General features: G+C 65.7%; 21 protein-coding genes, 1 tRNA gene and 1 pseudogene. 3 read left to right on the top strand and 20 right to left on the bottom strand.

Annotation, left to right across the window (positions count from 1 at the left end):
* Window positions 1–225 precede the first annotated feature (225 nt).
* Window positions 226–1,143, top strand: a complete 918-nt coding sequence (locus WS61_RS29550; protein WP_059505844.1) for a patatin-like phospholipase family protein — start codon at window positions 226–228, stop codon at window positions 1,141–1,143.
* A gap of 153 nt (window positions 1,144–1,296) precedes the next feature.
* Here the strand turns inward: WS61_RS29550 and WS61_RS29545 are convergent, their stop codons facing one another.
* The 9 genes from WS61_RS29545 to WS61_RS29505 all read right to left on the bottom strand — a co-directional run bounded on the left by WS61_RS29545 (window position 1,297) and on the right by WS61_RS29505 (window position 11,333).
* Window positions 1,297–1,971 carry a C40 family peptidase gene (locus WS61_RS29545; RefSeq protein ID WP_059505842.1) on the bottom strand — a complete coding sequence of 225 codons (675 nt, stop codon included), beginning with the start codon at window positions 1,969–1,971 and terminating at the stop codon, window positions 1,297–1,299.
* Window positions 1,972–2,099: 128 nt separating this feature from the next.
* Window positions 2,100–3,722 (bottom strand): ABC transporter ATP-binding protein, encoded by a 1,623-nt coding sequence (locus WS61_RS29540; protein WP_059505841.1) that lies wholly within the window; start codon window positions 3,720–3,722, stop codon window positions 2,100–2,102.
* The gene (locus WS61_RS29535; RefSeq protein ID WP_059505839.1) at window positions 3,719–4,816 is read right to left on the bottom strand and encodes an ABC transporter permease; all 1,098 of its coding nucleotides are present in this window, start codon (window positions 4,814–4,816) and stop codon (window positions 3,719–3,721) included. The genes WS61_RS29540 and WS61_RS29535 overlap by 4 nt, the downstream gene beginning before the upstream one ends.
* Window positions 4,817–4,864: 48 nt before the next feature.
* Window positions 4,865–5,908 carry a microcin C ABC transporter permease YejB gene (locus WS61_RS29530; RefSeq protein WP_034207700.1) on the bottom strand — a complete coding sequence of 348 codons (1,044 nt, stop codon included), beginning with the start codon at window positions 5,906–5,908 and terminating at the stop codon, window positions 4,865–4,867.
* Window positions 5,909–5,960: 52 nt separating this feature from the next.
* Window positions 5,961–7,835 (bottom strand): extracellular solute-binding protein, encoded by a 1,875-nt coding sequence (locus tag WS61_RS29525; protein ID WP_059505837.1) that lies wholly within the window; start codon window positions 7,833–7,835, stop codon window positions 5,961–5,963.
* A 143-nt stretch (window positions 7,836–7,978) separates the two neighbouring features.
* Window positions 7,979–8,335 carry a hypothetical protein gene (locus WS61_RS29520; RefSeq protein ID WP_027808916.1) on the bottom strand — a complete coding sequence of 119 codons (357 nt, stop codon included), beginning with the start codon at window positions 8,333–8,335 and terminating at the stop codon, window positions 7,979–7,981.
* A gap of 235 nt (window positions 8,336–8,570) precedes the next feature.
* Window positions 8,571–9,236, bottom strand: a complete 666-nt coding sequence (locus WS61_RS29515; RefSeq protein WP_059505835.1) for a response regulator transcription factor — start codon at window positions 9,234–9,236, stop codon at window positions 8,571–8,573.
* A 19-nt stretch (window positions 9,237–9,255) separates the two neighbouring features.
* Window positions 9,256–10,647, bottom strand: coding sequence for a HAMP domain-containing sensor histidine kinase (locus WS61_RS29510; RefSeq protein WP_059505832.1), 1,392 nt, complete (start codon window positions 10,645–10,647; stop codon window positions 9,256–9,258).
* A gap of 11 nt (window positions 10,648–10,658) precedes the next feature.
* Window positions 10,659–11,333: a response regulator transcription factor gene (locus tag WS61_RS29505; protein ID WP_059505831.1), complete on the bottom strand. Its 675-nt coding sequence runs from the start codon at window positions 11,331–11,333 to the stop codon at window positions 10,659–10,661.
* 219 nt (window positions 11,334–11,552) lie between these two features.
* On the opposite strand from WS61_RS29505, the pseudogene WS61_RS29500 reads away from it, so the two are divergent.
* Window positions 11,553–11,852, top strand: a pseudogene (locus WS61_RS29500) (DUF4148 domain-containing protein).
* A gap of 111 nt (window positions 11,853–11,963) precedes the next feature.
* Here WS61_RS29500 and cyoD read toward each other — a convergent pair.
* From cyoD to WS61_RS29470, 5 genes are all read right to left on the bottom strand, one after another.
* Entirely contained in the window at window positions 11,964–12,296 is a 333-nt protein-coding gene (gene cyoD / locus WS61_RS29495) for a cytochrome o ubiquinol oxidase subunit IV (protein ID WP_034207706.1), read from the bottom strand.
* Window positions 12,297–12,905, bottom strand: a complete 609-nt coding sequence (gene cyoC / locus WS61_RS29490) for a cytochrome o ubiquinol oxidase subunit III (protein WP_059505830.1) — start codon at window positions 12,903–12,905, stop codon at window positions 12,297–12,299. It abuts the gene before it with no gap.
* Entirely contained in the window at window positions 12,905–14,911 is a 2,007-nt protein-coding gene (gene cyoB, locus WS61_RS29485; RefSeq protein ID WP_059505828.1) for a cytochrome o ubiquinol oxidase subunit I, read from the bottom strand. Before cyoB ends, cyoC begins: the two co-directional genes overlap by 1 nt.
* A gap of 3 nt (window positions 14,912–14,914) precedes the next feature.
* The gene (gene cyoA, locus WS61_RS29480; RefSeq protein WP_034207708.1) at window positions 14,915–15,802 is read right to left on the bottom strand and encodes a ubiquinol oxidase subunit II; all 888 of its coding nucleotides are present in this window, start codon (window positions 15,800–15,802) and stop codon (window positions 14,915–14,917) included.
* 278 nt (window positions 15,803–16,080) lie between these two features.
* The gene (locus WS61_RS29470) at window positions 16,081–17,610 is read right to left on the bottom strand and encodes a NuoM family protein (RefSeq protein ID WP_059505824.1); all 1,530 of its coding nucleotides are present in this window, start codon (window positions 17,608–17,610) and stop codon (window positions 16,081–16,083) included.
* 911 nt (window positions 17,611–18,521) lie between these two features.
* On the opposite strand from WS61_RS29470, the gene WS61_RS29465 reads away from it, so the two are divergent.
* On the top strand, window positions 18,522–18,923 hold the full coding sequence (locus tag WS61_RS29465; protein ID WP_059506093.1) for a cupin domain-containing protein: 402 nt from the start codon (window positions 18,522–18,524) through the stop codon (window positions 18,921–18,923).
* Window positions 18,924–19,051: 128 nt separating this feature from the next.
* Here the strand turns inward: WS61_RS29465 and WS61_RS29460 are convergent.
* From WS61_RS29460 to cysS, 6 genes are all read right to left on the bottom strand, one after another.
* Window positions 19,052–19,145: transfer RNA gene (locus WS61_RS29460), tRNA-Ser, on the bottom strand.
* 110 nt (window positions 19,146–19,255) lie between these two features.
* A complete protein-coding gene (locus WS61_RS29455; RefSeq protein ID WP_011549493.1) occupies window positions 19,256–20,509 on the bottom strand; it encodes an aspartate kinase in 1,254 nt (417 codons plus the stop codon).
* A gap of 342 nt (window positions 20,510–20,851) precedes the next feature.
* Window positions 20,852–22,273 carry a tRNA lysidine(34) synthetase TilS gene (gene tilS / locus WS61_RS29450; protein ID WP_059505822.1) on the bottom strand — a complete coding sequence of 474 codons (1,422 nt, stop codon included), beginning with the start codon at window positions 22,271–22,273 and terminating at the stop codon, window positions 20,852–20,854.
* A 46-nt stretch (window positions 22,274–22,319) separates the two neighbouring features.
* Window positions 22,320–23,291 carry an acetyl-CoA carboxylase carboxyltransferase subunit alpha gene (locus tag WS61_RS29445; protein WP_006478433.1) on the bottom strand — a complete coding sequence of 324 codons (972 nt, stop codon included), beginning with the start codon at window positions 23,289–23,291 and terminating at the stop codon, window positions 22,320–22,322.
* A gap of 103 nt (window positions 23,292–23,394) precedes the next feature.
* A complete protein-coding gene (locus WS61_RS29440) occupies window positions 23,395–24,222 on the bottom strand; it encodes a DNA-3-methyladenine glycosylase (protein WP_059505820.1) in 828 nt (275 codons plus the stop codon).
* A 43-nt stretch (window positions 24,223–24,265) separates the two neighbouring features.
* Window positions 24,266–25,663, bottom strand: a complete 1,398-nt coding sequence (gene cysS / locus WS61_RS29435; protein WP_059505818.1) for a cysteine--tRNA ligase — start codon at window positions 25,661–25,663, stop codon at window positions 24,266–24,268.
* Window positions 25,664–25,744: the final 81 nt, after the last annotated feature.

The following is a 25,744-nucleotide window of genomic DNA, read 5'->3' as shown; positions in this document are numbered from 1 at the left end:
GGCTGCCCCGACAGCAACGGAGCCGGCGACGCCCGGAACGGGAAAGAAGCCGGAATTATACCCGTGCCGGACATCGCGCCAAGCGCACCGCTTGCTTTATGATGTGCGCGCCGCGGCCGCCAGCCGGCGCGGCGCCGGCCGCACGGAACCCGCTGCGCGGCCGCTCGCAACCTATCGCCGCCGCGGGCCGTGTAACCCGCCGCCAAGCCGCCGGAGAACCATTCGATGTCGTCCCCTCGCCTGTCGCGCCGCCACTTCACGATCGCGTGCGCGTCCGCCAGCCTCGCCGCCTGCACGTCCTTCGGCGACAAGTCCCGCCCCGGCACGGCCCTGCCGCAGGAGAAGCCCGTCAAGATCGGCATCGCGCTCGGCGGCGGCGCCGCGCGCGGCTTCTCGCACATCGGCGTGCTGAAGGCGCTCGAGGCGCGCGGCATTCCGGTCGAAATCGTCGCCGGGACGAGCGCGGGCTCGGTGGTCGGCGCACTCTACGCGTCCGGCATGAGCGCGCTGCAGATCAACAAGATCGCGCTCGACATGGACCAGGCGTCGATCAGCGACTGGGCGCTGCCGTTTCGCTCGCGCGGCCTGCTGCAAGGCGTCGCGCTGCAGAACTTCCTGAACAAGACGCTCAACAACCGGCCGATCGAGAAGATGGCGAAGCCGCTCGGCATCGTCGCGACGGACCTGCAAAGCGGCCAGCCGATCCTGTTCCAGCAAGGCAATACCGGGCTCGCGGTACGTGCATCGTGCAGCGTGCCGTCGGTGTTCGAGCCGGTGAAGATCGGCAATCGCGAATATGTGGACGGCGGCCTGGTGAGCCCGGTGCCGGCGTCGTTCGCACGCAAGATGGGGGCGAGCTTCGTGATCGCGGTCGACATCTCGGCCCGGCCGGACGGCGCGGCGACCAACAATCCGATCGAGATGCTGCTGCAGACCTTCACGATCATGGGCCAGACGATCAAGACCTACGAGCTCGACAAGTATGCGGACGTCGTGATTCGCCCGAACCTCGCGGCGATGGGCGGCAGCGACTTCAACCAGCGCAACGCGGCGATCCTCGCGGGCGAGGAAGCGGTCGCGCGCATCATGCCGGAACTGCAGCGCAAGCTCGCGGCGGCGCGCGGCGTGGCCGCCGTCGCGTAAGCCGCAACTCCGGGAAGCGGCGGCGCACACCGCTTCCCGATAGCCGGCGCAACGACTTGCGCTCGACGTCCGCGCCGGCCCCAAAAACAAAAAACCCCTGCCGCCTTTCGGTGACAGGGGTTTTTATTGTCCGGCCCGACTACCCGGCAAACGTCAGTTGTTGCCGTTCGCCGAATCGTCGCCGATCGTCGCGCGCACGCGCTGACGCAGGTCTTCGGGCTTCATCGGGAATTCCGATTCGATCCGGCGCGCGCCGGTGAAACGCTTTTCCCAGTAGCCGCTGTCGAGATCGTCGACGCGGACGGTGCTGCCCGTCGACGGCGAATGCACGAACTTGTTGTCGCCGATATAGATGCCGACGTGCGAGAACGTGCGGCGCATCGTGTTGAAGAACACGAGATCGCCCGGCTTCAGGTTGCTCATGCTCACCTTCTCGCCGACGCGGCTCATTTCTTCCGCGCGACGCGGCAGCGACATGCCGAGCGTGTCCTGGAACACGTAGCGCACGAAACCGCTGCAGTCGAGGCCCGAATCCGGCGAGTTGCCGCCCCAGCGATACCGCACGCCGATCATGTTCAGCGCGCCGACCACCACGTCGCCCGCCTTGCCTGCCATGCCGGCAAGGAACGACTTCGCGCCGCCGCTCGACGGCTGTGCGCTGGCCTGCTGGAGGGAGGCACCCGACCCGAACTGAGTCGAATTGGTGGCATTCTGGTTAAAACTGCTGACTTCGTCGGCGAACGCGCCGGGAGCTGCTGCGAACAGGGCGCCGACGAATAGCCCGGCGATGGTGCGCGCGCATGCCTGGGTCAGGGATCGATGCTGCATTGGTCGATGGAATATGCTTAAAAATCAGCTGATTGGCGGAAAATTTCGGTCGATACTAGCCAGCGCGTAATCGTTTGTCAAAACAAATTAATAAATACAATCGAGATGGTCAGACCATTGGACGCCTATCACGCTTTCCAGACCGCTTTCAACAGCTTTTGTGTGTAAGGATGTGACGGTCTGGTGAAGATCTCGGACACCTCCCCCGACTCCACGACGGCGCCGTCCTGCATCACCGCGACGCGGTGCGCCATCGCGCCGATCACCTCCAGGTCGTGGCTGATGAACACATAGCCGAGGTTGTATTTCTGTTGCAAATTCGCGAGCAGCTTCAGCACCTGCTGCTGGATCGACACGTCGAGCGCCGACGTCGGCTCGTCGAGGATCAGGATGCGCGGCTCCAGCACGAGCGCGCGCGCGATCGCGATCCGCTGGCGCTGGCCGCCCGAGAATTCGTGCGGATAACGGTGCAGCACCGTACGGTCGAGGCCGACTTCGCGCAGCACCGCGAGCGACTTCGCGCGGCGTGCGTCGGGCGTCATGTCCGGACGATGCAGCGCGAGCCCCTCGCCGACGATCCGCTCGATCGTGTGACGCGGCGAAAGCGAACTGAACGGATCCTGAAAGACCACCTGCATGTTCGAGCGCAGCGCGGCCTGTTCGCGGCCGCGATAGGTCGACAGCGCGCGCCCCTGGAATTCGATCTCGCCGCCGGCCGTTTTCTGCAGCCCGAGCAGCGCCATCGCGAGCGTCGATTTCCCCGATCCCGATTCGCCGACGATGCCGAGCGTTTCGCCCTGACGCACCGACACCGACACGTCCGCAACGGCCGTCACCGGCACCGTGCCGAACCAGCCCGCGAAGCCCGGCCGCTTGCGCGCGAACCGTACGCTCACGTGGCGCGCGTCGAGCACGACGGGCGCGATCGGCATCACCGGCGTGACCGCGCGTTGCGGCCGACTGTTCAGCAGCCGCTGCGTATACGGATGCTCGGGCGCCGCGAAGATCCGCTCGACGGGCCCGCTCTCGACGAGCCGGCCGCGCTCCATCACCGCGACGCGCTGCGCGAAGTGCCGCACGAGATTCAGGTCGTGCGTGATCAGCAGGATCGACATCCCGCGTTTTTCCGCTTCGTCGCGCTGCAGCTCCAGCAGCAGGTCGACGATCTGCGCGCGGATCGTCACGTCGAGCGCGGTAGTCGGCTCGTCGGCCAGCAGCAGGCGCGGCCGGCACGCGAGCGCCATCGCGATCATCGCGCGCTGCCGCTGGCCGCCCGACAACTGATGCGGGTAGCTGTCGACGCGCTTCTCGGGCTCCGCGATGCCGGTGCGCGCGAGCAACGCGATCGCGCGCTTGCGGGCCTCCACCGCCGATACGCCGTCGTGCAGCACGATCGTCTCCCCGATCTGCACGCCGATCGTATACAGCGGGTTAAGCGCCGTCATCGGCTCCTGGAAGATCATCGCGATGTCCGAACCGCGCAGCCCGCGCATCTCGCGCTCGCTCTTGCTTGCCAGATCCTGCCCCGCAAAGCGGATCGCACCGCCGACTTCGGCATCGCGCAGCAACCGCAGGATCGACAACGCGGTCACGCTCTTGCCCGACCCCGACTCGCCGACGAGCGCGACCCGCTCGCCGCGCCCGATCGCGAGCGTCACGTCGTCGACGGCCACCGTGTCGCCGAAGCGCACGTGCAGATGCTCGAGCGACAGCAGCGGTTCGTCCGCGTTCGATACGACCGCATCGCTCATCGCTGGCCTCCCGCGGCGCGCATCGAGTCGGCGATCCGCGTGTCGAGCGCGTTGCGCAGTGCATCGCCCATGAAGGTCAGCAGCAGCAGCGTCGCGACCAGCACGCCGAACGTCGACAGCGAGATCCACCACGCGTCGAGGTTGCCCTTGCCCTGCGCGAGCAGCTCGCCGAGGCTCGGCGTCGGCGGCGGCACGCCGAGCCCGAGGAAGTCGAGGCTCGTCAGCGCGAGGATCGAGCCGCTCATCCTGAACGGCAGGAACGTGATCACCGGCGTGAGACTGTTCGGCAGCACGTGGCGCCAGATGATCTGTCCGTTCGTGAGACCCATCGCGCGGGCCGCGCGCACGTAGTCCTGCGTGCGGTTGCGCAGGAATTCCGCGCGCACGTAATCGGCGAGGCCGATCCAGCCGAACAGCGACAGCAGCACGATCAGCAGCAGGAAGCTCGGCTCGAAGATCGACGCGAAGATGATCAGCAGGTACAGCTCGGGCAGCGAGCTCCAGATCTCGATCAGCCGCTGCCCGACGATGTCGATGCGCCCGCCGAAGAAGCCTTGCACGGCGCCCGCGGCGATGCCGAGCAGCGTGCCGATCACGGTCAGGATCAGCCCGAATTCGACCGACACGCGGAACCCGTACACGAGCCGCGCGAGCAGATCGCGGCCCTGCGCATCGGTGCCGAGCCAGTTCTCGCGCGACGGCGGCGCCGGGTTCGGCACGGTCGAGAAGTAGTTCAGCGTGTCGTAGTAGTAGCGATTCGGCGGGTAGACGACGAAGTTGCCGGGCGCCTCGAGCCGCTTGCGCACATACGGATCGAGATAGTCGGCCGGCGTCGGGAAATCGCCGCCGAAGGTCGTCTCCGGGTACGCATGGAACATCGGGAAATAGGTCTGGCCGTCGTAGCGCACGACGAGCGGCTTGTCGTTCGACCACAGCGGCGCCGCGAGGCTCGCGGCAAAGGCCACGACGAAGATCACGAAGCTCCAGTAGCCGAGGCGCTGCTGCCTGAAGCGCTGCCACACGCGACGGGCGGGCGACGGCGACACGCGCGCCCGCGCGGCGTCGATGCGGGAAGAAGCGACGGCCCGGTTCATCGCGCACCTCGCCCGCCGGCGCCGGGCATGCGAATGGCTCGTTTCATGTCAGCGCTCCAGGTTGTCGAATTGAATGCGCGGATCGACCCACACATAGCAAAGATCGGAGACCAGCTTGGTCGCGAGCCCGATCAGCGTGAACAGGTACAGCGTGCCGAGCACGACCGGGTAGTCGCGCCGCACGACCGACTCGTACGACAGCAGCCCGAGGCCGTCGAGCGAGAACAGCGTCTCGATCAGCAGGCTGCCCGTGAAGAACGCACCGATGAACGCGGCCGGGAAGCCGACGATCAGCGGCAGCATCGCATTGCGGAACACGTGCTTCCACAGCACGCTGCGCTCGGAGAGCCCCTTCGCGCGCGCGGTCAGCACGTATTGCCGGCGGATCTGGTCGAGGAACGCGTTCTTCGTGAGCATCGTGACGACCGCGAAGCTGCCGACGACCGACGCGGTGATCGGCAGCGCGATGTGCCACAGGTAGTCGAGCACCTTGCCGACGAGCGACAACTGCGCGAAGTTGTCCGACGTGAGGCCGCGCAGCGGAAAGAGCTGCCAGAACGAGCCGCCGCCGAACAGCACGAGCAGCAGCACGCCGAGCACGAAGCCCGGGATCGCATAGCCGACGAGCACGACGAGGCTCGTCGCGACGTCGAACGGCGAACCGTTGCGCACCGCCTTCGCGATGCCGAGCGGCACCGAGATCAGGTACGTGAGGAAGAACGTCCACAGCCCGATGCTGATCGACACGGGCAGCTTCTGCACGACCAGCGACCACACGCTCTGGTGGCGAAAATAGCTGTCGCCGAGATCGAAGCGCGCGAAGCGCTTCAGCATCAGCCAGTAGCGTTCGAGCGGCGGCTTGTCGAAACCATACAGCGCCTTGAGCTGCGCGAGCTGCTGCGCGTCGACGCCGGTGTGCGCGCGCATCCCGAACGGCGTCGCGCCCTGCTCCGTCGCGCCCTTGCGCAACTCCTGCACGGCCTGCTCGACCGGGCCGCCCGGCACGAACTGGATCACCGCGAACGTGAGCGTCAGCACGCCGACGAGCGTCGGGATCATCAGCAGCAGGCGTTTGAGGATGTAGCTCCACATAGGGCGTCGACTCGTGATCGGGTGGCGGGGTTGGACGAAGGGCCGGCGCGGGTCAGTGATCGGGCTTCGCCCACCAGGTCGACACGACCCAGCCCTCGGCCGAATAGTACAGCGGCAGCGTCTGCGGATAGGCCAGTGTGCGCTTGTACGCGATGCGGTGCGTCGTGCTGTACCACTGCGGAACCGCGTAGTAGCCGTGCATCAGCACACGGTCGAGCGCGTGCGTCGCGTCGAGCAGTTCCTCGCGCGTCTGCGCGGTGCCGAGCGCATGCAGCAATGCGTCGACGGCCGGCGATTTCAGCCCGATGAAGTTGTCGGAGCCCGGCTCGTCGGCGAACTTGCTCGCGTAACGCGAGTATTGCTCGGCGCCCGGCACCTGCACGCCCGGCAGTCGGATCGTCGTCATGTCGTAGTCGAACGCATCGAGGCGCTTTTGCAGCAGCGCGTAATCGGCCGTGCGAAAGCGCACGTCGATGCCGAGCTTCGCGAGGTTGCGCCGGTAGGCGGTCACGACGCCTTCCATCGCGCCGCCCGCATCGTCGAGGATCTCGAACGCGAACGGCTCGCCCTTCGCATTGCGCAGCGCGCCGTCGCGGTAGGTCCAGCCGGCCTGTTCGAGCAGTGCGCGCGCCTTCAGCAGGTTCGCGCGCAGCGAGCCTGGCGGATTCGTGTCCGGCTGCGTGACCATCGGGCCGAACACGGCCGGATCGAGCTGCGCGCGCAGCGGCTCCAGCAGCTTCAGTTCGCCGGCGCCGGGCGTACCGGTCGCCTGCAGGTCGGTGTCGGCGAAATAGCTGTCGAGACGCGTGTATGCGCTGTAGAACAACTGGCGGTTCAGCCATTCGAAGTCGAACGCGAGATCGAGCGCCTGGCGCACGCGCACGTCGCGGAACAGCGGCCGGCGCAGGTTCATGAAGAAGCCCTGCATGCCGGCGCCGTTATGTTGGCGGAATTCGCGCTTGACGAGCTCGCCGCTGTCGAAGCGCTTGCCGACGTCGCGCCGCGTCCAGTTGCGCGCGACGTACTCGACGAGCACGTCGTATTCGCCGGCCTTGAACGCCTCGAGCCGCGCGACGCCGTCGCCGTACAGCTTGTAGACGATCCGCTCGAAGTTGTTGGTGCCGATCCGTACCGGCAGATCGGCGCCCCAGTACGCGGGATTGCGCCGGTAGGTAATCGTGCGGCCGTTGTCGTAGCGCTCGATCAGGTACGGGCCGCTGCCGATCGGCTGCTCGAACGCGAGCTGGTCGAACGGGACGCGCGAGCCGTCCGCACGCAATCCCCACTTGCGCGAGAACACGGGCACGCCGCCAGCGATCAGCGGCAACTCGCGATTCGCGCTACGGAACTCGAACCGCACGGTCGCCGGATCGACGACGACGGCCTTCGCGATCTCCGCGAAATACGCGCCGAACTGCGGTGCGGCCTGCTTGCTCTTCAGCGTGTCGAACGAAAACTTGACGTCGTCGGCCGTGACGCGATCGCCGTTCGAGAAGCGCGCGCGCGGATTCAGGTGAAACGTGACCGAGCGGCGGTCCGGCGCGACGTCGATGTCGTCGGCCAGCAGCCCGTATGCGGACGCCGGTTCGTCGGAGCTGCCGGTCGCGAGGCTCTCGAACAGCATGTCGATTCCGGGTGCGGAGTTGCCGCGCATCGTGAACGGATTGAACTTGTCGAACGACGTCATCCGGTTCGGATTCGCGAGCACGAGCGTGCCGCCCTTCGGTGCGTCGGGGTTCACGTAGTCGAAATGCTTGAAGCCCGGCGGATACTTCGGCTCGCCGTACTGCGCAATGGCGTAGGCCGCGTGCGCGGACGGCGCGGCGAGCGCCGCGTGCAACGCCAGCACCGCGGCCGCGCGGCCGGCGGCCCGCAGCGCGCCGACGCAGGCGCGCGCGGCGGCGGTCCGGGGCGAACCCTTCGTCATAGAGGCCCTGTCGTCGAATGAGGGTAGTAACGTGGAGCGATTCTACCCATTCAATCCGTCGAGCCAAAAGAAAACCGCCACACGGGCGGTTTTCTCGCGAACAACTGTCGCGCACGCGGCACGCATGCGCGACCGGTCGTCGATCAGCGCCAGCCGTTGTGGCGGCCGTGATCCCAGTGGCCGCGATCGCCGCCCCAGCCGCGCCCATGGTGGCGATACCACTCGTCGCGGCCCCAGTAGCGGCGGCCGTCCCAGTAGCGGTCGCCGTGCCAGCCGATCACGATCGCCGGCGCCGGCGCGTACACGGGCGCCGGTGCATAGACAGGCGCCGGCTGGTAGACCACCGGCGGAGGCGGCGGCGCATACACGGGCGCGGGCGCGACGTAGACCGGTGCCGGCACGCCGACGTTGATCCCGACATTGACTCCCGCCATTGCTGCGCCCGACACGAGCAAGGCCGTCATACCGGTCAGGAGCGAGGCAACACGCAAAGTCTTCATGGATTCCTCTTCTGGTTGTGTCATGTGTGATTCGACTATAACGGCAAGCGCCGTCCCCGCATATTTCAAGTTTGTAAGAACTGATGCGCGGCATCGCAACGGGAAGCCGGCGCTAACGTCTTGTAACAATCGACGCCGATTTGGCCGCCGAGCCCGCGCGCATCGAGTCGAGCTCGCTCCGCAGCTTCGGGGTAGTCAAGATCTTCTTCCAGCCCGGCGGCGATATCCGCAGCCGTCATCCGCCCGTGTCGAACCGGAAGCCGAATCGCGCAACCGTTTCGATCCGCGCGGAAAACGCATGCGCGGCCAGCTTGCGCCGCAACCGGACGACCAGCGCATTGACCGTTTCGGGTTCGATGTCGGCATCGCCCCACGCGTAACGCAGCACGGCGTCGCGCCCGACCGGCCGCCCTGCTTCGCGCAGCAGGCATTCGATCACGCGAAATTCCCGTGCGCTGAGCGCGAGCCGCCGGCCACGCTCGTCGAGTGCGCGCGTCGCCGTGTCGAGCCGGATCGATTCACGTATCGCGACGATGCCCGCGTGGCGCCACAGCGCGTGCAACCGCTCGTGCAATTCGACGAACGAGCACGGATGGGCGAGGCATACGTCGCAGCCGGCCTTGAGGATCTGCGCACGCTCGGCGGACGTCGTGCCGGCGACGATCGCGGCAATCGTCGCGCTGCCGGCCGACGCGGCGAGCGGCGGCAATCCGTCGAGAATCGCCGGCACGGCGGCACCGTCGGTCGCAACGATCACGATCGCGTCGAACCGCTCCTGCGTCGCCGCGAAACAGCCGTCGCGCCAGTCGCCGATGCGCTCGACGCCGTGCATGCTCTCTCGAAACGCCTTGTCGAGCCGCAACGCGTCCGGCGTCGGCGGCGCAATCAGCAGGATGCGCATGGATCGGCCCCCTCCCGCGTCACGCGAGCGAACGCGGCCAGCATTCGACCGTGATCGCCGCACCGGCCGGCTGGGCATCGCCGATCCGCAACGCGAAACCGTGCACGCGCATCACCGCCGACACGATGCTCAACCCGAGCCCCGAGCCGTTCACATGGCGCGTGCGCTCGCCGCGATAGAAGCGTTCGAGCACCGCGTTGCGCTCGCCGGGCGCAATGCCGGGCCCGGTGTCCTCGAACCGGACGAGCGGGCCATGCGGTGTCGTCCGGAGCACGACGCGCACGCGGCCGCCCGGCGGCGTGAACTTGATCGCGTTGTCCGCGAGATTGCTGAACGCCTCGAACAGCAACGCACGATCGCCATGGATGCCGTCGACCGCGGCCGCATCGAGCTCGAACGACACGTCGACGGCCTCGGCCAGCGGCTCGTAAAGTTCGCACACATCGCGCAGCAACGCCGCGACGTCGACCGCGGCAAAACCGCCGCGCCGGCTCAGCGTCCCGATCTCGGAGATGCGCAGCATCGCGCGAAAACGTTCGAGCAGGCGGTCGGTTTCGTCGCGCGCCGACGCCAGCAGCGCCGCCGACGCGGGATCGTGTGCGCAGAACGGCTGGTCGGCGAGCCGCGCCAGCATCGTATGCACGCGTGCGAGCGGCGTGCGCAGGTCGTGCGCGATCCCGTCGCAGGTATGCCGCACCTCGCCCATCAACCGCTCGACTTCGTCAAGCATGTGATTCACGAGATGCGCGAGCAGATCGAGTTCGTCGTAGCGGCCGACCGGCAGCCGCTTGCCGAGATCGCCTTCGGCGATCTGTCGCGTGACGCGCCGGATCGCGGCGACGCGGCGCATCTGCCGCATGCCGAGCATGCTGCCGCCCGCGATGCCCGCAATCAGGATCATCACGCCGCCGACCACGAGCCCGCGGATCGCGACGTCGCGGATCTGGATGAAGTGCGACAGGTCGCGCGCAACGACCAACGTCATCCCGTTGTCGCGGCGCACGGCCATCGCGCGCGCGATCGGCGCCGATTGGCCGTCGAGCAGCGCGAGCGTGCGGTCCAGCGTACGGCCGTGGCGATCCGTGCGCAGCGTGGGCGGCGTCGCGATGTCGCCGGCCACGCGGCGCCCGTTCGCATCGAACAGCCCGTAGAAATTCGTATGCATGTGCTCGTGCTCGAGCCGCCGATGGATCGCAAGCGGCAGCGCGGCATCGGGAATCGAATCGAAATAGATCAGTTGCCACGCGAGCACCTCGTCGGTATCGCTTGTCATCGTGTGCGTCGCGGCCACGCTGATCACGCCCGCGAGCAGCAGCAGCGACACCGAAAAGATCGCCGCGTACGCGCACAGCCAGCGAAACGTCGTCGTATGCCAGCGGCGCGTGAAGTTCGCCGCGCGGGCTGCGTCCATTCGCGCCTCCGTCAAGCGAGCATGTAGCCCGACCCGCGCACCGTCTGAATCATCGGGTCCGCGCCGGGCGGGTCGATCTTCTTGCGCAACCGGCCCATGTGAACGTCGATCAGATTGGTACCGGGATCGAAGTGATAGCCCCACACGGCCTCGAACAGCATCGTGCGCGTGATCGTCTGGCCCGCGTTGCGCATCATGAATTCGAGCACGCGGAACTCGGTCGGCAGCAGCGGAATCTCGTCGGCGCCGCGGCGCGCGCAGCGCGAAATGAGGTCGAGCTCGAGCGCGCCGACCTTCAGCAGCGTCTGCTGCGGCACGCCCGATGCCTGCCGGCGACGCAGCAGCACTTCGATGCGCGCGCTCAGTTCGCCGGAATCGAACGGCTTCGTCAGGTAATCGTCGCCGCCCGCGCGCAATCCGCGGATGCGCTCGTCGACGTCGCCCAGCGCGCTCAGCATCAGCACCGGCGTATCGATGCCGACCGTGCGCATCGCGGTCACGATCGCGAGGCCGTCCGCGCCCGGCAGCATCCGGTCGAGCGTGATCGCGTCGTACGACGCGCTCATCGCACGCATCATCCCTTCGCGGCCGTTGTCGATCCAGTCGACCTCGAACCCGCGTGCGGTCAGTTCGCCGACGATTTCGTTCGCGGTCACCGCATCGTCCTCGACCGTCAGTACTCGCATGGTTGCCCTCGCCATCAATTTCAAGACGGGCGCGCACGATGCGCCCCGCCACTATCGTAAGCGCTGCGGTCGCCGTGCGGCGCCAGATGAAAATAGCTTCATCCTGCATCGCACCGCGCGCGCATGAAACATGTTTCATCCGTGCGTCGGCCGCCCTGCGACAGGGTCCGCCTAAGCTGACCTCATGCGGCATCGGGCCGCGAAACCAGGAGCCATCGGATGAAACTGTCGACCACCGTCGCCTGCATGCTGCTCGCATGAGCCAGCACCGCCGCGTTCGCGGGGCCGCACCTCACGCCGCAGGAATGCAACGCGTACCCGTTCGTGCACACAGGTCGCGGCGTCACGCGTGCGGACCTCGTGCGTGAGCTGACCGAGCTCGAACAGGTCGGCTACGATCCCGCCCATGCGAGCCCGTACTACCCCGACGATCTCGACGGCGCGAAGCATCGGCTCGCCGCCGAGTACCGCGCCGACTGCACGCATGCGCTGACGGCCGACGCGGGCGCGCGGCACTGACTGCACCGTCCGGCGCAACGCAACAGCCGGAAAAACAAAAAGGCGGCACGCACGTGCCGCCTTCGTTTTGCGAATCCGCACGGATATGGATCCGCCGCGCCACGCTGCCGCTCAACGCGACATCATGTTCATGCTGACGTTGTGCATCACCCAAAGCGTGCCGACGATCAGGATCGCCGCGGTCAGCACCGTATAGCTGAACGCCATCACGTTCCAGCGCTGGCCCGACGAGCCGTTCATGTGCAGGAAGTACACGAGGTGCACGACGATCTGCACGAACGCGAGCACGGCCAGCCCGACCAGCGACGCATGCGGCGACAGCACGCCGCCCATCACGAGGCCGAACGACGCGGCCGTGAGCAGCACCGACAGGATGAAACCGGCAACGTAGCCGCCGACACTGCCGTGCCCTTCTTCGAGTTGAGACGAATGCGAATGGGCCATTTAGATCACGCTCGCGAGATAGACAAAGGAAAACACGCAGATCCACACGATGTCGAGGAAGTGCCAGAACAGGCTCAGGCACGTCAGGCGTCGCAGGTCGCGATCGGTCAGGTCGCCGCCGCGCGATACGATCTGCGCGGCCAGCACGATCATCCACAAGAGGCCGGCCGTCACGTGCAGCCCGTGCGTGCCGACCAGCGTGAAGAACGCCGACAGGAACGCGCTGCGCTGCGGGCCGGCGCCCTCCGCGATCAGGTGCGAGAACTCGCGCAGTTCCATCGCGAGAAACGCCGCGCCGAGCACGAACGTCACTGCGAGCCACGCGAGCAGCGCACCGCGCCGCTGCTTGTACGCCGCCAGCATCGCGAAACCGTACGTGATGCTCGACAGCAGCAGCGCGGCGGTTTCGACCGCCACACCCGGAATGTCGAACAGCTCTTTCGCGGTCTGCCCGCCCGCGTACTGGTGGCCGAGCACCGCGAACGTCGCGAACAGCGCCGCGAAGATTACGCAGTCGGTCATCAGGTACAGCCAGAAACCGAACACCGAATGCGACGGCGGATGGTCGTCGTGCTCGAGCAGGGTTGCGCTCAAGGTTTTCTGCAACATCAGTTGGCCTCCAGTTCCACGTCGTCGACGCGCGCAGCCGGGCGCTTCGTCGGCTGCTTGTCTTCGGTCTTGCGCACCGTCGACGCAGGGATGTAATAGCCGTCGTTATCGCGCGAGCTGTAGATCACGAGCGTCGCGACGATCCCGACGAGCCCGCCGATCGCCATCCACCAGATGTGCCATACCAGCGCGAAGCCGAGCACCAGGCTGAAGATCGCGATCACGAGGCCCGCACAGGTATTCGACGGCATGTGGATGTCGCGAATCGCCGCCGGGTTCGGCCGGCCTTCGCCGCGCGCCTTCATGTCCGCATACGCGTCGAGCGTGCGCACCTGCGGGATCACCGCGAAGTTGTAGTCGGCCGGCGGCGACGAGGTCGCCCACTCCAGCGTACGACCGCCCCACGGGTCGCCCGTCGTGTCGCGGTACTCGGGCAGATGGCGGTTGCGGATACTGACCACCAGTTGCAGCAGCTGGCACGCGATGCCGACCGCGATCAGCACGGCGCCGAACGCGGCAACCAGCAGCCACGGATGCCACGCCGGATTGTCGTAGTGGTTCAGGCGGCGCGTCATGCCCATGAAGCCGAGTACGTAGAGCGGCACGAACGCGACGTAGAAGCCGACCTGCCAGAACCAGAACGCGGCCTTGCCGAGCTTCTCGTTCAACTTGAAGCCGAACGCCTTCGGGAACCAGTAGTTGAAGCCCGCGAGATAGCCGAACAACACACCGCCGATGATCACGTTGTGGAAGTGCGCGATCAGGAACAGGCTGTTGTGCAGCACGAAGTCCGCGCCGGGAATCGCCATCATCACGCCGGTCATGCCGCCGAGCGTGAACGTGACCATGAAGCCGATCGTCCACAGCACGGGCGTCGTGAATTCGATCCGGCCGCGGTACATCGTGAACAGCCAGTTGAACACCTTCACGCCGGTCGGAATCGCGATGATCATCGTCATGATCCCGAAGAACGCATTCACGTTCGCGCCCGAGCCCATCGTGAAGAAGTGATGCAGCCACACGAGGAACGACAGCACCATGATCGCGCAGGTCGCGTACACCATCGTCTTGTAGCCGAACAGCGGCTTCTTCGCGAACGTCGCGATGACTTCCGAGAAGATCCCGAACGCCGGCAGGATCAGGATGTATACCTCCGGATGACCCCATGCCCAGATCAGGTTCAGATACAGCATCGCGTTGCCGCCGGCGTCGTTCGTGAAGAAGTGCATGCCGAGGTAACGATCGAGGCCGAGCAGCGCGAGCGTCGCGGTCAGGATCGGGAACGACGCCATGATCAGCACGTTCGTGCAGAGCGCCGTCCACGTGAACACCGGCATCTTCATCAGCGTCATGCCGGGCGCGCGCATCTTGATGATCGTCACGAAGAAATTCACGCCGGTCAGCAGCGTGCCGACGCCGGAGATCTGCAGCGCCCACAGGTAATAGTCGACCCCTACCCCCGGACTGAACTGCAGCTCCGACAGCGGCGGGTACGCGAGCCAGCCCGTTTGCGCGAACTCGCCGATCACGAGCGACACGTTGATCAGGATCGCGCTGACCGCCGTCATCCAGAACGACAGCGAGTTGATGAACGGGAACGCGACGTCGCGCGCACCGATCTGCAGCGGCACGACCAAGTTCATCAGGCCGACCATGAACACCATCGCCATGAAGAAGATCATGATCACGCCGTGTGCCGTGAAGATCTGGTCATAGTGGTGCGGCGGCAGGTAGCCGGGCGCGTTGTACGCGAGCGCGAGCTGCATGCGCATCATGATCGCGTCGGCGAAGCCGCGCAGCAGCATGATCAGCGCGACGATGATGTACATCACGCCGAGTCTCTTGTGGTCGACCGTGGTCAGCCATTCCGTCCACAGCCATTTCCACCGGCCGGTGATCGTCAGCGCGGCGAGAATGCCCAGCACGACCAGCCCCATGAAGGCGCCGGCCCCCATGATGATGGGCTGATCGAACGGGATCGCCGAAAGTGTGAGTTTGCCGAACATGCGTTACCCCTTCGTGCCGCAGGCGGCGTCCTTCAGGTCGAGGACGTGGCCATCGTTGTATTTCGCGATGATGTTGTGGAAGAGCCGCGGGTCGACCGACGAGAAGTAGCGCACCGGCGCCTTCTCGCTCGGCTGCGCGACGCCGCCGTACATCGTCGCGTCGAGCCGGTCCGGCGACGCCTTCACCTTCTGCACCCACGCATCGAACTGCTCGCGCGGCTCGGCGAGCGTGCGGAACTTCATGTCGGAAAAACCGCGGCCGCTGAAGTTGGCGGACGTGCCCGCGTAGTTGCCGGGCTCGTCGGCGATCAGGTGAAGGCGCGTCTGCATGCCGGCCATCGCGTAGACCTGGCCGCCGAGCTGCGGGATGAAGAACGAATTCATCACCGAATCCGACGTGATGCGGAAGTTCACCGGCGTGCCGACCGGAATCGCGAGCTGGTTCACCGACGCGATGCCGAGTTCCGGATAGATGAACAGCCACTTCCAGTCGAGCGCGACCACCTCGACGTCGATCGGCTTCACCGCCGATTCGAGCGGCTTGTACGGATCGAGCTCGTGCGTGGTCTTCCACGTGAGCACGCCGAGGAACAGGATGATCAGCGTCGGCACCGTCCAGATCACGACCTCGATCGCGGTCGAGTGCGACCAGTTCGGCGCGTAGGTGGCACTGCGATTGGACGCGCGGTAACGCCACGCGAACCACAGCGTGAGCAGGATCACCGGCACGACGACGATCAGCATCGCCCACGTCGAGGTGGCGATCAGCGCCTTTTCGGCGGCGCCGACGCTTCCTTTCGGATTTAGTACATCTAAATTACAACCTGACAGGCTCAACGCCGCGCCGCTTGACATCAGCGCCGTCCAGCCCCTTGAAACGCTTCTTTTCATCACACCGCCCGAGGGTCATTGAATCCGTTTGCGTATGCCCGATGCGCATTCGATTCACGAAATTGGCCGAATCATACGTCGCGCGGGTGCGATGAAAAACCGGTGCATGCGGCAAATCATCATTGCAAAATCTGCCGTGAGTCACATTGTCGCGGGGCAATTTCACGCAGCCGGGAGCGAGCCCGGCACGCCCCGTGCCGGGCCTCGATCGATGCGTGCGCAACGATGCTCGCCGCGCGATGCGGCCCGCTCGAGCGGCGCGGCTCGGTGCGCCGCGATCAGTCGTGCGTCGATGCCATGTACGACGGCAGCGCCTGCGCGGGGCCGTCCCCTGCCGGCACTTTCGAACGGCTCGCTTCCTGGATCAGCTTGCCGACGGTCGGATCGATCGCATCGGTGAAGGGCTTCGGATCGATGCCGACTGCCAGCACGATCAGTGCGAGCGACGCGAACATCACGATCTCGCGACGATTCAAGTCGGCGAGCTTCGCGATCCGCTGGCTCGATACCTTGCCGAAAACCACGCGCTTGAGCATCCATAGCGTGTACGACGCGCTGAGGATCAGCGTGAGCGCCGCGATCGCGCCGATCCAGAAGTTGAAGCGGATCGCGCCCATGATCACCATGAACTCGCCGACGAACCCCGACGTGCCCGGCAGGCCGACGTTGGCCATCGCGAACAGCAGCGTGAAGGTCGCGAAACGCGGCATCACGCCCGCCACGCCGCCATACGCCGCGATCTCACGCTGCCGGGTGCGATCCACGAGCACGTTCACGCACAACAGCATCGCGCCCGCCACGAAGCCGTACGACACGAGCTGCACGATCGCGCCTTCGACGCCGATCCGGTTGAACAGGAACAGCCCGAGCGTGACGATCCCCATGTGCGCGACCGTCGAATACGCGAGCAGCTTGCCGAGATCGGTCTGCGCGAGTGCGATCAGGCTCGCATAGACGATCGCGAACAGCGACAGCGCGATCACGGCCGGCGCGAAGAAGTGGCTCGCGTCGGGCGTGATCGGCAGCGCGAAGCGCAGGAATCCGTAACCGCCGAGCTTGAGCATCGCGAGCATCAGCGCGGCGCCGGTCGGACCGTCCGTGTACACGTCGCTCAGCCACGTGTGGACCGGCCACATCGGCACCTTGACCGCGAACGCGGCGAAGAAACCGAGGAACACCAGCAACTGCGGCGCGAAGCCGAGCTGCAGCGTGCGCCACACGGCCATGTCGAACGTATGCGACTGCGCGTACAGGTACAGCATCGCCATCAGCAACAACAGCGAGCCGGCGAACGAGATGAAGAAGAACTTCACGGCCGCATACACGCGGCGCTCGCGCCCCCACGTGCCGATCAGCAGATACAGCGGGATCAGCGTCGCCTCGAAGAAGATGAAGAACAGGAGCCCGTCCTGCGCGACGAACACGCCGACCATCAGCCCCGACAGGATCAGGAACGACGCGTAGTACTGCGCGACGCGCACCGTGACCGACTCCCACGACGCCACCACCACCACGAGCGTCGTGAACGCGGTCAGCACGACGAGCCACAGCGATGCGCCGTCGATGCCGACTCGCCATCCGGCATTGAACGCCGCCAGCCAGTCGCGTCTTTCGACGAACTGCATCGTCGCCGAATGCGCGTCGAAGCCGGCAATCAGCGGGACGACGGCCGCAAGCCCGGCAATCGCGCCGACCAGCGCGATCAGTCGTATCCGGTGTGAATGCCGGTCGGAACCGGCGCGCAGCAATCCCGCGCCGAACAGTATCGGAACCCAGATGGCCAGGCTCAGGAAGGGAAAATCATGCATGTCAACAAGGCCTTGAGGAGGTCGCGCGTTGCATCGGGGACAGGCGCGACGAAAGGAACGAAATCAAATCGACAGGTAGATTTCGTGAATCGCCAATGTTGGCTAAATGTAAAGCGGCATCACTGGAAAACTTGATGTCACTCAAACGCGATCGGGTTAACCAGCATAAGACGATTGATTATTTTCTGCAGCGCAGCAGAGCGTTATTTTTGGGTGCCGGCGTAGTTCTCTGATTTTTATGAGTAATTTTCCGTATTGCTCGATGCGCTATGCGACGCATATCGACGCGGCGCCGCATTTTTGACGTCAACCGATCATTTCAAAGGGTTGGAACGACATGCCTGACGTTCCGCGGTGCAGCGGTCGCTTCGCCTTCTCCGTCTTACACGGATACTTTCATTTTTATTTCAATCTATTTCGCGTAGCGCAAGCCAGGCAAAGCGTTGCCCTCGCCTGCCTGTTTCACGTGGCCCGCCCCGCTAACGCCGATATCTCGAGCAATTCCCTACGCGCAGGGTCATCGCACGATAGTGATCGCGCGGTGAGGGAGCCGTCGACCATTGCATGCCGATAGACCCGGGTTAGCCGGACAAAGTCGCTCGCGGACGATTCCCACGTCATATTCCTACGCGTCACCTGCTCCATTCTCCCGAAAGATTTTCTTTCGGCTTGGACAAGATGTTCTCGATTGTCGACGGGCCGGACGGTGGGCATAGTTCCTCGCTCGCCGTGCAGATCGCAGCAAAACCGGCTCGACCGGCGGCTTCGGTACGTTCGCTGCGTTCCTTCGTTCCCCGGCCAGCGGTCGGGATCGTCCTTGCCGGCGAGCACGCGGTCGATCGATGAGCGACCTCCGCATACCGGATTCTCCCGTCACGCGCCAACGGCGAATGCTAGCCAGAGACTGTCCCATGAAAATCTATCGCTGCCTTCCTCTCATCTTGTTGACCCTGGCGAGCACTCGGCTCGCCGAAGCCGCCGATCGGGCACCCGCGGCCAAGGACACCGTCGTCTTGCAACGCGTTCCCGTCCCGGGATCGGATCACGAGATGGGCATGGGCATTGCCGAGTTTCCCCCGAACGCCTCGAAGCCGCGGCACAAGGCGACTGGGCCCGAGGTTGCATACGTGTTGTCTGGCGAGGTCACGGTGCAGGTCGACGGTCAACCCACGCGGGTCGTTCACGCGGGCGAGAGTTACCGGATGCCGGCGGGTGTCGTCCACGTGACGACTGCCGGGCCGGCAGGGGCGAAGGTTCTTGCCACGTGGGCCTGGATACCCGGCAAGCCGTTCAACATCCGTGTGCCGGACTAGCAGGTGCCGATCGACGGCGGCAAACTTGTCCGCTGCGTCGAGGCGGGTTCGCGAAATTGGGCGAGCCTCAAGCTGAAAAAGAAAAAGCCCCGCAAGTCCGAGAACTTGCGGGGCTTTGTCACCGCTTTTGGCGGAGACGGAGGGATTCGAACCCTCGATCCAGGTTTTGGCCCAGATGCTCCCTTAGCAGGGGAGTGCCTTCGACCTCTCGGCCACGTCTCCCAAACTTTCGCTCGCACCAGGGAGGCAGTGCGACGAGAACGAGATAATAAAGGGTTTCGAACCGTACGTCAATTTCCATGATGCATTTTCTTCAATGCATCACGGAAAATTCACGATGCCTGGTCGAGTTCGAATACCTTGTGCAGCGCGCGGACGGCCAGCTCCATATATTTCTCGTCGATCAGCACCGAAATCTTGATTTCGGACGTCGAGATCATCTGGATGTTGATGCCCTCTTCCGACAGCGTGCGGAACATCTTGCTCGCGACGCCCACGTGCGAACGCATGCCGACGCCGACGACCGACACCTTCGACACCTTCGGGTCGCCCTGCACGCGCTCGGCGCTCACATGGCCCTGCACCTGGTTGGTGAGGATGTCCATCGCCTTCTGGTAGTCGCCGCGGCCAACCGTGAACGTGAAGTCGGTCTTGCCTTCGACGCTCTGGTTCTGAATAATCATGTCGACGTCGACGTTCGCATCGGCCACCGGGCCGAGGATCTGATATGCGATACCCGGCTTGTCGGGCACGCCCATCACCGCAATGCGTGCTTCGTCGCGCTGGAACGCGATGCCGGAAATGACTGCCTTTTCCATGGTCTCGTCTTCTTCAAAAGTAATCAGGGTGCCCGAGCGCATTTCTTCGTCGAGCGCAATCAGCGGATCGGTCAGGCTCGACAGCACACGCGTCTTCACCTGGTATTTGCCGGCGAATTCGACCGAGCGGATCTGCAGGACCTTCGAGCCGAGGCTCGCCATTTCCAGCATCTCCTCGAACGTGACGCGATCGAGGCGGCGCGCCTCTTCGACGACACGCGGATCGGTCGTGTAGACGCCGTCGACGTCGGTATAGATCAGGCACTCTTCGGCACCCAGCGCAGCCGCCACCGCCACCGCCGACGTATCCGAGCCGCCACGGCCCAGCGTCGTGATGTGACCGTCCGGGTCGACGCCCTGGAAACCCGTGATGATCACGACCTTGCCGGCGTTCAGATCGTCCTTCACGCGCTCGTCGTCGATCGAGTGAATGCGTGCTTTCGTAAATGCGCTGTCGGTCTTGATCGGCACTTGCCAGCCGGCATAGCTCACGGCCTCGACGCCGATTTCCTGCAGCGCGATCGACAGCAGGCCGACGCTGACCTGCTCGCCGGTCGACGCGATCATGTCGAGCTCACGCGGGCTCGGCTGGCTCGAAATCTCTTTCGCAAGACCGAGCAGACGGTTGGTTTCGCCGGACATCGCCGAAGGCACGACCACCATCTGGTGCCCGGCTTGATGCCATTTTGCGACGCGTTTCGCGACGTTCTTGATGCGCTCGACCGAGCCCATCGAAGTGCCGCCGTATTTGTGTACGATGAGTGCCATTGTCGTTCTGAACTGGAGGAGAAACCGCACGGGCGCGCTGGGCAGGCCGCGGAGCCGTTCGGTCACGCGGCTTGTGGCTGTGGACGGACGACGAGAGGGACGGCTGGGACGCAACACGCAAGCGTGACGGATTTTGCCCGGAAGGCCGATCAGGCCGCGCAAACCGGGTACGTCACGCGGAAAACCTGCACAAAACGCTCAAAAATCGAGCCGAGCAAACGACCGAGCGTACCCGATAGAAGCCCGCTTGACAAGCCGCGCGCCGTGTCGGCGGCCGTTCCGGTGCTGTTTACCGAATGGTGAAAAAGGGCACGCCATCGCGCCGCCGGCAGCCCGCCGCCGCTAGGCGATCAGCAGGTCAGGGCGCCATTCGATCCGGCGCCATGCTGGGGCGCCGGGCGCCGCGTCGTCAGGCACGTCGATGTCGCGATTGATGCCCAGCCGCGGCACGTAGATCAGTCGGTCGCCCGCGAACAGCAGCGGCACGTCGCGCTGCCACGCCGGCACGCCGCGCTCCTGGAACAGGTTCTTCAGCGTCCGGCCCGGCCCGCCCGGCGACGTACGCATCCGTTCGCCGCCGGCCCGGGCGCGCGCCGCCAATCGCGTGCCGCGCAGCAATCCTTCCGGCACCGCGTCGGCGCTACCCGCGTCGGCCGGTGCGAACACGAACGTGCCGCGCCATCCCGGCAGGCGCCACACTTCCTGTCCGTCCCATGCGAGCGCCGCCTCCGGTTGCGGCGTCCCCGCGCCATCGTCGGCCGGTTCGCTGCTGTCGCCCGCTTCCCAGTAGACGACGTCGCGATAGAGCCGCAGGCACTGCCCCGCGTGATCGACGCGCAGCGCATGCGCGTCGTGTGCCGCGCGCAGTTGCCGCATCATGTTGGCAAGCCGGGCAGCCGACGCGCCCGGCAAACCGAGCCGACGCATCCAGAAGCGCAGCAGGTTCGCACCTCGCGTGTCGTCGAACGCGACCAGCGCATCGCGCGACAGCGCCCGACCGTCATCGCGCGCGGCGACGGCGAAATCCAGCTCGGCCAGATCGTCGAGCAGCCGCTGAGCGGCCGCCGCATGCTGGGCGGCGCGACCGAGCGCGTCGCGAAAGCCCGGGAAATGCACGGCCAGCGCCGGCAGTACGTCGATGCGCAGCGCATTGCGCGCATAGCGCGTATCGCCGTTCGATTCGTCGTCGATCCACGCGAGCGCGTGCTGCTCCGCATAGCGGTCGAGTTGTGCGCGCAACAGTCGCAGCAATGGACGCACACGCTCGATGCGCGTGCCGTCGGGGCGATATCGCGGCGCCATCGCGGCAAGCCCTGCGATTCCCGCCCCGCGCAACAGTTGCAGCAGCACCGTCTCGGCCTGGTCGTCCGCGTGTTGCGCGAGCCACAGCGCCGCCACGCCGTGGCGCTCGCCCATCTCGTCGAGCGCCGCGTAGCGACGCTCGCGCGCCGTCGCCTCGAGACCGAGCCCGCTGTCGCGCGGCACGTCGACGCGCATCGATTCGAATGCGACACCGAGCCGTGCCGCCTCCGCTTCGGCATGCGCGACCCATGCATCGGCGTTCGCGCTCAGGCCGTGATGCACGTGCAGCGCGACGCAGCGCGATGCACCCGCGACACGCACGGCCGCATCGAGCAGCACCGTCGAATCGAGGCCGCCGCTGTAGGCAATCGCGATGCGCGCATCCGGCGGCAGGCCGGAAAGCGCAACGCCGACCGCGTCGAGTACGACGCGGTCGGCGGAGAATTCGGTGGGCGGGATCACGAGCGGGACGCGCGCGCAGCGGCGCGCGAATGGAATACGCAGCCGGTCATGCGCCGGGCGTGGTTTCCTTGAACTTGCCGTAGGCCATCAGGCGCTCGAAGCGGCGCTCGCGCAGCGCATCGATGCTCATGCCCTGGAACTGGCGCAGCGAATCGGCCAGCGCACGGCGCAGCAGCGCGGCCATGCCCTTCGGATCGCGATGCGCGCCGCCGAGCGGCTCGTTGATGATCTTGTCGATCAGGCCGAGCGCCTTCAGGCGGTGCGCGGTCAGACCCAGCGCTTCCGCCGCTTCCGGCGCCTTCGCGGCGCTCTTCCACAGGATCGACGCGCAGCCTTCCGGCGAGATAACCGAGTAGGTCGAGAACTGCAGCATCATCACGGTGTCGGCCACCGCGATCGCGAGCGCGCCGCCCGAGCCGCCCTCGCCGATCACCGTCGTGATGATCGGCGTCTTCAGCTCGGCCATCACGTACAGGTTGCGGCCGATCGCCTCCGACTGGCCGCGCTCTTCCGCGCCGATGCCCGGGTACGCGCCCGGCGTGTCGACGAACGTGAAGATCGGCAGCCCGAACTTCTCGGCCAGACGCATCAGGCGTTCGGCCTTGCGATAGCCTTCCGGGCGAGGCATCCCGAAGTTGCGCGCGGCGCGCTCCTTCGTGTCGCGGCCCTTCTGGTGACCGATCACCATGCACGGATGGCCGCCGAAGCGTGCGAGACCGCCAACGATCGACAGATCGTCCGCGAACGCGCGGTCGCCATGCAGCTCGTGAAAATCGGTAAACAGCTCCGCAACGTAATCGAGCGTGTACGGACGCTGCGGGTGCCGCGCGATCTGCGAAACCTGCCACGGCGACAGGTTCGCATAGAGGTCTTTCGTCAGTTGCTGGCTTTTCTTCGACAGCCGCTCGATTTCTTCCGAAATATCGACAGCCGAGTCGTCCTGCACGAATCGCAGCTCTTCGATCTTGGCCTCGAGTTCGGCGATCGGCTGTTCGAAATCCAGAAACGTGGTCTTCATGTGTTCGAATCCTTGGGTCTTGCGGCAGCGCGTATTCTACCCGCGCGGGCGACGCTCAAAACCGGCTCTCAACTATTGATGTTTAAAACCCGATAGCCGACGCTCAGGCGTCGGCGTCGGGCGCATCGAGGCTGCGCCACATGTACCAGGTCGCGACGGTGCGCCACGGCTCCCAGTTGGCTGCCACCTCGCGCGCCTCGCTGCGCGTGACGGGTTCCCCGCTGAAGTAATTGACGCTGATCGCACGGATCAGGCCCGGGTCGTCGAGCGGCAGCACGTCCGGCCGCGACAGGTTGAAGATCAGGAACATCTCGGCCGTCCAGCGGCTGATGCCGCGGATCTGCGTGAGTTCCGCGATCACGTCCTCGTCGTCCATCGACGTCCATTTGTCGACGTGCAGCGCCCCCGACACGAAATGCTGCGCGAGATCGAGGATGTATTCCGTCTTGCGCTTCGACAACCCGCACGCGATCAGCTTGTCCGCGCCGAGCCGGATCACCGGTTGCGGCGCGAGTTTCGGACAGGCGTCCTCGATGCGCGCCCACAGCGACTGGGCGGACGGCACCGAAATCTGCTGGCCGACGACCGAGCGCGCGAGCGTGACGAACGGGTCGCCACGCTTCACGAGATGCGCGGGGCCGAACTTCGGAATCAGCTTCTTCAGGATCCGGTCGCGCTTGACGAGGTCCGCGCACGCCTTGTCCCAATAGGCAGGACGCACGACGACCTCCTCGCCGTCCGCTTCGGACGCACGTGTCTTGCGGGCCGTGTCGGCGGCCGGCGGCGTGGCCGCGGGCTGCGCATGACCGTTCAGCGCGCCGTTCGGCACGGCGCGCGTCGCGTCCGCCTTCGTCGCCGGTACGCGCTTGGCTGCCGGACGCGCGGCGACCGGGGTCGCGCGCCTGACCGGCGCTTTTCTGGCCGTTGCCATCTTGCCTCCTACCTGACGGATCGGTCAGTGGAACGCGCCGCGCTCATACGCGACGCCATTCGGTCGATCCGCCCGGTTTGTCTTCAAGTGCGATGCCGGCTTCGAGCAATTCCGCCCGGATCCGGTCCGCTTCGGCATAGTCCTTCGCTTGCTTCGCCGCGACGCGCGCGGCGATCTTCGCTTCGATCTCGTCGGCAGCGAGCCCGCCCGCCTGCGCGGCGCCCGACGCCTGCTGCAGGAACGCGCGCGGTTCGCGGCCCAGCAGGCCGAGCAAGCCCGCCAACTGTTTCAGTTGCCGCGCGAGCGATGCATCGCGCGTGCGGTTGACTTCACCCGCCAGCTCGAACAGCGTCGCCACCGCGACCGGCGTGTTGAAATCGTCGTTCATCGCGGCCGCGAAACGCTGCGCGTGCGGCTCGTTCCAGTCGAGCGCGAGCGTATCGGCGTCGACGTCCTTCAGCGCGGTGTACAGGCGCGTGAGCGATGCGCGCGCATCGTCGAGGTGCACGTCGCTGTAATTGAGCGGCGAACGGTAGTGCGTGCGCACGATGAAGAAGCGCATGACTTCCGCATCGTAACGCTCGAGCACTTCGCGGATCGTGAAGAAGTTGCCGAGCGATTTCGACATCTTCTCGTTGTCGACCTGCACGAAGCCGTTGTGCATCCAGTAATTGACGAACGTCTCGCCGGTCGCGCCTTCGCTCTGCGCGATCTCGTTCTCGTGGTGCGGGAATTGCAGATCCTGCCCGCCGCCGTGGATGTCGAAATGATTGCCGAGCAGCGTGCAGCCCATCGCCGAGCACTCGATGTGCCAGCCCGGGCGACCCATCCCGTACTTCGACGCCCACGACGCGCCTTCCGGATCTTCCGGCTTCGCGCGCTTCCACAGCACGAAGTCGAGCGGATCTTCCTTCGCGTCGTTCGCGGCGACGCGCTCGCCCGCGCGCAGATCGTCGAGCGACTTGCCCGACAGCTTCCCGTAGTTCGTGAACTTGCGCACCGAGTAATTGACGTCGCCGTCGGTCGCCTGGTACGCGTAGCCGTTCGTCTCGAGCGTCTCGATCATGCCGAGCATCTGCGGGATGAACTGCGTCGCACGCGGCTCGATGTCGGGCCGCTGGATGCCGAGCGCGGCTTCATCCTCGTGCATCGCACCGATGAAGCGGTCGGTCAGCGACTTGATCGTCTCGCCGTTCTCGACTGCGCGGCGGATGATCTTGTCGTCGATGTCGGTGATGTTACGCACATACGTGACCCGATAGCCGATCGCACGCAACCAGCGCTGGACGAGGTCGAACACGACCAGCATGCGCGCGTGGCCCACGTGACAATAGTCGTAGACGGTGATCCCGCATACGTACATCCGCACTTCGCCGGACTGGCGCGGCACGAAAACTTGCTTGTCACGCGCGAGCGTGTTGTAGATGCGCAGTGATTCCATAGAGATGAACCGTGAGCCGAAGGAAACCGCCCTGGCGAAGCTCGCCCAGCATGCGAAACGGACGGACCATCTGCCGCGGCG

Source organism: Burkholderia sp. ABCPW 11, from assembly GCF_001523445.1.
GTDB lineage: Bacteria > Pseudomonadota > Gammaproteobacteria > Burkholderiales > Burkholderiaceae > Burkholderia.
Note: the sequence above shows the minus strand (reverse complement) of the source record. Positions and strands in the feature narration are given on the sequence as shown.

What these genes read in the sequence shown, in the direction of transcription:
- WS61_RS29545 (WP_059505842.1), bottom strand. Translation starts at nt 1,971, where the DNA reads ATGCAGCATCGATCCCTGACCCAGGCATGCGCGCGCACCATCGCCGGG.
- WS61_RS29515 (WP_059505835.1), bottom strand. Translation starts at nt 9,236, where the DNA reads ATGCGCATCCTGCTGATTGCGCCGCCGACGCCGGACGCGTTGCGGCTC.
- cyoA (WP_034207708.1), bottom strand. Translation starts at nt 15,802, where the DNA reads ATGAAAAGAAGCGTTTCAAGGGGCTGGACGGCGCTGATGTCAAGCGGC.
- WS61_RS29520 (WP_027808916.1), bottom strand. Translation starts at nt 8,335, where the DNA reads ATGAAGACTTTGCGTGTTGCCTCGCTCCTGACCGGTATGACGGCCTTG.
- WS61_RS29540 (WP_059505841.1), bottom strand. Translation starts at nt 3,722, where the DNA reads ATGAGCGATGCGGTCGTATCGAACGCGGACGAACCGCTGCTGTCGCTC.
- WS61_RS29470 (WP_059505824.1), bottom strand. Translation starts at nt 17,610, where the DNA reads ATGCATGATTTTCCCTTCCTGAGCCTGGCCATCTGGGTTCCGATACTG.
- WS61_RS29465 (WP_059506093.1), top strand. Translation starts at nt 18,522, where the DNA reads ATGAAAATCTATCGCTGCCTTCCTCTCATCTTGTTGACCCTGGCGAGC.
- cysS (WP_059505818.1), bottom strand. Translation starts at nt 25,663, where the DNA reads ATGGAATCACTGCGCATCTACAACACGCTCGCGCGTGACAAGCAAGTT.
- WS61_RS29505 (WP_059505831.1), bottom strand. Translation starts at nt 11,333, where the DNA reads ATGCGAGTACTGACGGTCGAGGACGATGCGGTGACCGCGAACGAAATC.
- WS61_RS29510 (WP_059505832.1), bottom strand. Translation starts at nt 10,647, where the DNA reads ATGGACGCAGCCCGCGCGGCGAACTTCACGCGCCGCTGGCATACGACG.
- WS61_RS29550 (WP_059505844.1), top strand. Translation starts at nt 226, where the DNA reads ATGTCGTCCCCTCGCCTGTCGCGCCGCCACTTCACGATCGCGTGCGCG.
- WS61_RS29530 (WP_034207700.1), bottom strand. Translation starts at nt 5,908, where the DNA reads ATGTGGAGCTACATCCTCAAACGCCTGCTGCTGATGATCCCGACGCTC.
- WS61_RS29440 (WP_059505820.1), bottom strand. Translation starts at nt 24,222, where the DNA reads ATGGCAACGGCCAGAAAAGCGCCGGTCAGGCGCGCGACCCCGGTCGCC.
- cyoC (WP_059505830.1), bottom strand. Translation starts at nt 12,905, where the DNA reads ATGTTGCAGAAAACCTTGAGCGCAACCCTGCTCGAGCACGACGACCAT.
- cyoD (WP_034207706.1), bottom strand. Translation starts at nt 12,296, where the DNA reads ATGGCCCATTCGCATTCGTCTCAACTCGAAGAAGGGCACGGCAGTGTC.
- cyoB (WP_059505828.1), bottom strand. Translation starts at nt 14,911, where the DNA reads ATGTTCGGCAAACTCACACTTTCGGCGATCCCGTTCGATCAGCCCATC.
- WS61_RS29455 (WP_011549493.1), bottom strand. Translation starts at nt 20,509, where the DNA reads ATGGCACTCATCGTACACAAATACGGCGGCACTTCGATGGGCTCGGTC.
- WS61_RS29535 (WP_059505839.1), bottom strand. Translation starts at nt 4,816, where the DNA reads ATGAACCGGGCCGTCGCTTCTTCCCGCATCGACGCCGCGCGGGCGCGC.
- WS61_RS29445 (WP_006478433.1), bottom strand. Translation starts at nt 23,291, where the DNA reads ATGAAGACCACGTTTCTGGATTTCGAACAGCCGATCGCCGAACTCGAG.
- WS61_RS29525 (WP_059505837.1), bottom strand. Translation starts at nt 7,835, where the DNA reads ATGACGAAGGGTTCGCCCCGGACCGCCGCCGCGCGCGCCTGCGTCGGC.